Genomic DNA, 7,019 nt, shown 5'->3' on the forward strand with positions numbered 1-7,019 from the left:
CACTATATGATTTTGAAATTGGTATTTATTATTAATTTACTTTTTGAGGAACCTCATCGATTGCTGCGATTTTGTTCTGATAATACTTATAAGTTTCAAATTGCGCTCTAAATGGGGCATGATGATTTTTAGGTTTATATTTATTATCTAGTTTATAAGAATGGTATCTTACTTTTACATTTCCTTTCCAGGCAATGTTGAAATTATCTATTAGTTCTTTTTTAATTTCAAGGTCATAAATCGGACAGGTCACTTCAACTCTTCCGTCAAGGTTTCTGGTCATAAAATCGGCCGAAGAAATATATACTTCTGTAAGTCCTGCATTTCCAAAAATATAAACTCTCGAATGCTCCAAATAATTATCGACGATACTAATCGCTTCAATATTTTCACTCATTCCCGGAATTCCAGGAATTAAAGAGCAAATTCCTCTTACCTGAAGTTGAATTTTAACTCCTGCATTACTTGCTTCATATAATTTATCGATCATTTTAAAATCGGATAAACTATTCATTTTTAACTTTATGTGTGTTTTTCTGCCTGCCAAAGCATGTAGAATTTCACGATCAATTAGTTTTATAAACTTTGTTCTGGTGTAATGTGGAGACACAATTAAATGTTTGTATCGGTGAACTCTGTAATTGATATCGAAAAATTCAAATATTTTTGAAGTATCTTTTAATATTCCCTGATGACAGGTTAAAAGTGTTACATCAGTATAAATTTTAGCGGTCGATTCGTTGAAATTCCCTGTAGAAATAAATCCGTAACGGCGGTTTTTACCTTCTTCGGTTCTTTCAATAACACAAATTTTGCTATGGACTTTAAGACCTTTTATTCCGAAAATCAATTCTATTCCTTCTGTTTGCATCTGCTCCGCATAAGAAATATTCGAAGCTTCGTCAAAACGGGCCTGAAGCTCAATTTGTACTACTACTCTTTTACCGTTTTTAGCAGCATTAATCAACGAACTGATAATCTGGGAATTTTTTGCTAAACGATATAATGTTATTTTAATGCTTGTTACTTTGGGATCTAAGGCCGCTTCACGTAAAAACTTAGTCAAATAAGAAAATGACTGATACGGAGCATGTACCAAATAATCTTTTTTACTGATTTTTTCCAAAATACTTCCGTCCAGACTTAAGCCCGGCACTGGCAGAGGCTCATTTGGTTTATACAGCAAATCATAACGTCCTAAGTTTGGAAAACTCATATAATCACGACGATTATGATATCTTCCTCCTGGAATTATACTATCTGTTTCTACAATTTTCATTTTATCCAAAAAGAAATGTAGTGTATCGTCTTCGATTAAACTGTCATAAATAAAGCGAACGGGTTCTCCGATACGACGGTCTTTTACCGAGGAAGCAATTTTTTCGAGCATACTTTTACTCAAATCACTGTCAATATCTAACTGTGCATCACGTGTAATTTTGATCATATGGGCCGAAACGGTCTTATAATCGAATATATTAAAGATATTTTTCAGCTTAAAACGAATAACGTCATCAATCAAAATAACATATTGTTTATCATCTTCAGAAGGCAATACTACAAAACGGTTTATGTTTTTCGGAATTTCAATTAAAGCATAACGAACTTCATCATTGTTTAATTCCAAACGAACTGCCAAGTACCCTAAAGTATCTTTTAATACCGGAAAAACGGCTAAATCATTCAAAATGATGGTTACCAGTTCCGGACTTAATTTTTGATTATAAAAATCTTTCAAAAAACATTCCTGCTTAGGCGTAATCTGATGTTCATTTATAATAAAAATATTTTCGTTTTCCAGCTCTGCTTCAATATTTCCAAGAATACGTAAACTTTCAGACTGCTGCTGAATTACGATTTCGGTAATATCTTTAATTAATTGATGAGCAGAAATACCGCCTAAATACTTTTCGCCAGAAATGCCTGAGAGACTTAATCTTCGAATGGCTGCGTACCGAACTCTAAAGAATTCATCTAAATTGTTTGAAAAAATTCCAACAAAACGCAGTCTGTCTAAAAGTGGAACCGTATTATCTCCAGCTTCCTGAAGTACTCTTGCATTAAACGCTAACCAACTTTTTTCTCTATCGATATATTTCTGTTCGTACACTGTTATTTATTATTTTAAATCTTTGGGGAAAATGGTTTTATGTGTTTTGCCTTTATCTATAGTGCTCCAGCTGTCGGCATCAAATTGTAAAGAGACAAAGCCGGATGTTGGAACATTTTCGATGAAAACATCTCCAAATTTATTAACAAAATTTGTAATAGCCTCGTTATGTCCAAAAAGAATAACGCTTTCTAAACTATTATCACACGATTTAATAACTTTTTCCAGCTGTCTTTCATCGAAAGTGTATAAATCATCCCTAAAAATGATGCTTTCCAGAGGATATGAAATATTTTGAGCAAAAATTAAAGCAGTTTCTGAGGCTCTGGCGGCAGTACTGCTCCAAATTATATAAGTCTTAGGAAGGTATTCGGATATATTTAATGAAACATCATGCGCATCCAGGATTCCTCTTTTCATTAGTGGACGATCAAAATCTTTTAAAGGTGCTTCCCAACTTGATTTAGCATGACGTATTAAAATAAGATTTTTCATAAGCAGTAAATTTAAAACCCAAAAAGCAGGCTTATATTTTTATTTAACTTCTAATGTACAAAAGATATTTTAAACCTTTTCTATTTTTTAATTCTGTTAACATTAAATGAAAATTTTAACAAGAAAGAATGTTTTCTAAAAGGTTAACGTTTACATAAAATATAATTCCTTCTTTTTTTTGATTTTATGCTCTTCATCTATGAAATTAGTATTTTATCGATATTATCCAATTCTGCAATATTTTAACTAAATATTTGATTTTTAGTAATTTACAATATTTCAAATGAAGCTATTTTCGCTAAAAAAGCAAAAAAATTGCATTAAAAAAATGCTTTTTTAGGTTAAAAAAAATGCTTTTTAACGCTATTTTTTGTTAAAAAACATCATTTCAACGAGTTTTTAGGTTAGTTGCAGAGAAAAAAAATCAAAAATAAACGGACTATATAACTTTGATTCTGTTAAAATACTTTAAATACATTAAAACAAAATCCTTAAGTTATGAGAACTAAATCTCCTCTTGAAAAAGCAGTAAAATTTGTTAATAATTGTAAGTTTATTTTTTCCTTTAAAAAGAACATCTTTCAAAAAAACATTTTTTTAATGCTGTTTTTTTTGACAACAACTTTTTCATTTTCTCAAAGTGAAAATGTGGATTCGTACTTAACAAACTTAGAAAACTCGGCACAGGATTCTAAGCTTAGCCATCTTAAACATCTCCTGTACGATTTGCAATCTGCAGTTTATGCTTCTTCAGGTGAAATAAATGTTTATGGGGATCAGCCAACAGCTTTATTCACCGATAATAGTTCTGTCAACAATCTTAATACTCTGGTTTCATTAAAAAACGATATTGAAATTGCAACCATCAGGATCGAAAAAATAACGGATTTAAATAATTCAATTGATCTGAATTCTTTTACCGGCTTTGAAAAATTAAAATACATTTTCATCACTTCTGAAATTGACACCAATCCTTCTGTTATCAATAGTCTTATAAAAAATGACACTTCAAAATACGTTCTTCTTTATAAAATTGCTATAGGCCAATAATTAAAAAAGCTATTATTATGAAAAAAATCTACTCTCAAAATTTTGCGATTTTTTACTTCTTTTTATTGCTAATTATGGGTATTAGTAAAGGAAATGCGCAAGTGATAAAACCGTTTAAAGAACGAACTTCTTCTTATTCTCCTGCTAAAACAATTTATAAAATTAAAGGAGATTTTACGATGATAGGAAATACCAATCTGACTTTACAGAATTACGCACCTAACAGAACCAATGGGACAAATGCGATGATTTATGTGGACAAGGACAATGATTCTCAAACTTTTAACTCTTCTTCTGCAACTTTAGATTTACGAGATGACAGTGGGGTAAAATTAACCAACTGCTACAACATCATCTATGCAGGATTGTACTGGACCGGAAGAGTTTCTGATGCAAGTACTAGTCCAAACTCTTTTTCTGCAACTAAAAATGGAGCAACCAAAACTTTAGATAAAAGAAAAATCTTGTTTAAAGGTCCAAATAGTGGGTCTTATAATCAATTTACTGCAACAGACATTTACTTCCCTGAAAATGCGGACAATAATATGTTTACTGCTTACACTGAAGTAACTGACTATGTTCGAACAAATGGTGTTGGAGAATATTTTGCAGCTGATATTGCGGCAACTGAAGGTTCGAATGGCGGATCAATAGGAAAATATGCCGGATGGGGACTTGTAGTGATTTATGAAAATTCTAATATGAAAAACAGAGATATTACCGTTTTTGACGGTCATGCCTTTGTAAAAAATCAGGTTAATGTTACTTATGGTTTTCTTGTTTCCGGTTTTAATTCTGTGCCTTCAGGACCAGTTGGAATTAAACTTGGCGTTATGGCTGGTGAAGGAGACGTTAATTATGACGGAGATTATTTTCAGATTCAAAAATTAGATTCTAACCAGTTTTTAAGTTTAAGCCATCCTGGAAACACTATTACCAATTTCTTTAATTCATCTATCAGTACGGGGGGAAATGCCCGAAATCCTAATTTGGTTAACAATACAGGAATTGATATTAGTATGTTTAATCTGCCCAATGAAAATAAAGATATCATTGGAAACAATCAGACTTCTACCGTTTTCAGATATGGGTCTTCAATTGACAGCTATACAATTTTTTCTATTGTAATGGCCGTTGATGCTTATGTTCCGGAGATTGAGGGTGTTCTTACAGCCACTACCATTAACGGTAATCCGGCTGGAGCAGGGCCATATACTGTCTTACCTGGTCAGGAACTTGGCTACAAAGTGCAAATAAAAAATAAAGGATCTGAACCTATACAAAATAGCAAGCTGGTTATTCCAATTCCTTACAATGCTACATTTGTAGATGGAAGTTTAGCAAAAACAGTAAGTTTTAGTCCGCTTCCTTCTCCAAATGCTTTGACGTACGAACCTACAATGGGTGCAAACGGATCGATTGTTTGGGATCTTGGTACTTTACCATTACCTTCTGACCCAAGTATTGTTTTAGCAGAATTAACATTCAAATTGAAATCAACTGAAAACTGTGCCCTGCTTAAAAATACGAACTGTAGCAATGTCATTCAGGTCAATGGTTCACTAACTGGAAAAGGTGCTAATTCCGGCGTATCAATAAGTGATAAATCTTTAATCTTAGGATATAATTTATCCGGAAGCTGTACAGGAACGGCCATTTCTGCACCGCTTCAGACAACAATAAATTCAACTAATTATACGAACACGAATTGTACAGCTACTTCTCCTACGATTGCTTTTACTTTTTGTAACGGATCATCTTCAATTCCCGTTACAGATGTAACCGGTTCATTCCCTACAGGATCTACATTTTATAATGCTTATCCGGTAGTAGCAGGAACAACAACTGAATATTCAATTAACAATCCATTCCCTGCTACAGAAGGAACATCTACTTATTACGCAATTCCTCCCGGAGCAACCGGTGGATGTTATTTTCAATTTACCATAACTATTGAAAGTATTGCCAGTACTCCTTCGGTTACAAGTCCTTTAAATTATTGTGTAGGCGAAACTGCACTTGCTTTAACAGCCGTACCAACTAAACCGGAATACACATTGTATTACTACCAAACAATGACTTCAACAGCGCAACAATCTATAATTCCTTCCACTGCAACAGCTGGACAATTTACTTATTATGTAGCTGAAGGAAAAACAAACGCGTGTATTGGTCCTAAAAAAGCAATTGTAGTAAATGTAAACTCAAAACCAACACTTACAATAACTAATCCTCTTCCTATTTGTGCACCGGCAACCTCAGTAGATTTAAGTGCTTCAGGCATTACTGACGGAAGTGCAACGGGATTAACTTATACTTATTGGACAGATGCGGCTGCAACAAGTCCATATCCAAATTTTAACACTGCCATTCCTGGTACGTATTACATCAAAGGAACAAATGTTTCTAATTGCTATGATATAAAACCTGTAGTTGTGACGAAAAGTACAATTACAATAACTGAATTAACAGATTCACATGTAGATGTAAAATGCTTCAATCAGTCTACAGGATCAATTACTGTAAATAATGCCTCCGGAGGAATTGCACCTTATACTTATTCATGGAAAAAGAATGGTACTGTTTACGCTGGTACTTCTCAAACATTAAATGATTTAGGTTTTGGAAACTATGAGGTCACTGCAACAGATGCAAATGGCTGCCAGGGAACATTAACTATTAGTGTTTTACAGCCAAGTGCACCTTTAACTCTGACAGATTCTTCTAAAACAGATGTTTCCTGCTTTGGTACAAGTACCGGTTCTGTAACAGCAGGAATGGTAACTAATGCTGTAGGAACATTAACTTATTCATGGAAAAACAATACTAATGTAGAAGTTGGAAACACAGCAACAGTTTCAGATCTTCCTGCCGGAACTTATACTTTGACAGTGACAGATTCCTGCTCTTCTGTATCTAATTCTGTAACAATAACACAACCAAACGCAGCTTTAGCTCTTACGGATTCTTCTAAAACAGATGTTTTCTGTTTTGGTACAAGTACCGGTTCTGTAACAGCAGGAACGGTAACTAATGCTGTAGGAACACTAACCTATTCATGGAAAAACAATGCTGATGTAGAAGTTGGAAACACAGCAACAGTTTCAGATCTTCCTGCCGGAACTTATACTTTGACAGTGACAGATTCCTGCTCTTCTGTATCTAATTCTGTAACAATAACTCAACCAAACGCAGCTCTAGCTCTTGCGGATTCTTCTAAAACAGATGTTTCCTGCTTTGGTACAAGTACTGGTTCTGTAACAGCAGGAACGGTAACTAATGCTGTAGGAACATTAACTTATTCATGGAAAAACAATGCTAATGTAGAAGTTGGAAACACAGCAACAGTTTCAGATCTTCCTGC

The 7,019-nt window shown here is 33.6% G+C and carries 4 protein-coding genes; 2 read left to right on the forward strand and 2 right to left on the reverse strand.

All coding sequences use genetic code 11. From position 1 onward, the window contains the following. Positions 1–31 precede the first annotated feature (31 nt). Both ppk1 and ACFS3A_RS18280 read right to left on the reverse strand, forming a co-directional pair. On the reverse strand, positions 32–2,110 hold the full coding sequence (ppk1, locus tag ACFS3A_RS18275) for a polyphosphate kinase 1 (protein WP_379827007.1): 2,079 nt from the start codon (positions 2,108–2,110) through the stop codon (positions 32–34). 9 nt (positions 2,111–2,119) lie between these two features. Beyond that, positions 2,120–2,605, reverse strand: a complete 486-nt coding sequence (locus tag ACFS3A_RS18280) for a SixA phosphatase family protein (protein ID WP_379827008.1) — start codon at positions 2,603–2,605, stop codon at positions 2,120–2,122. A 600-nt stretch (positions 2,606–3,205) separates the two neighbouring features. Between ACFS3A_RS18280 and ACFS3A_RS18285 the strand changes: the two genes are divergently transcribed. After that, a complete protein-coding gene (locus ACFS3A_RS18285; RefSeq protein ID WP_379827009.1) occupies positions 3,206–3,655 on the forward strand; it encodes a hypothetical protein in 450 nt (149 codons plus the stop codon). A gap of 17 nt (positions 3,656–3,672) precedes the next feature. After that, positions 3,673–7,019 (forward strand): hypothetical protein (locus ACFS3A_RS18290; protein WP_379827010.1); only part of this gene is annotated, 3,347 nt, incomplete at its 3' end.

Source organism: Flavobacterium notoginsengisoli (genome assembly GCF_042686225.1).
Classification (GTDB): Bacteria; Bacteroidota; Bacteroidia; order Flavobacteriales; family Flavobacteriaceae; genus Flavobacterium; species Flavobacterium notoginsengisoli.

What these genes read in the sequence shown, in the direction of transcription:
- ACFS3A_RS18285 (WP_379827009.1), top strand. Translation starts at nt 3,206, where the DNA reads ATGCTGTTTTTTTTGACAACAACTTTTTCATTTTCTCAAAGTGAAAAT.
- ACFS3A_RS18280 (WP_379827008.1), bottom strand. Translation starts at nt 2,605, where the DNA reads ATGAAAAATCTTATTTTAATACGTCATGCTAAATCAAGTTGGGAAGCA.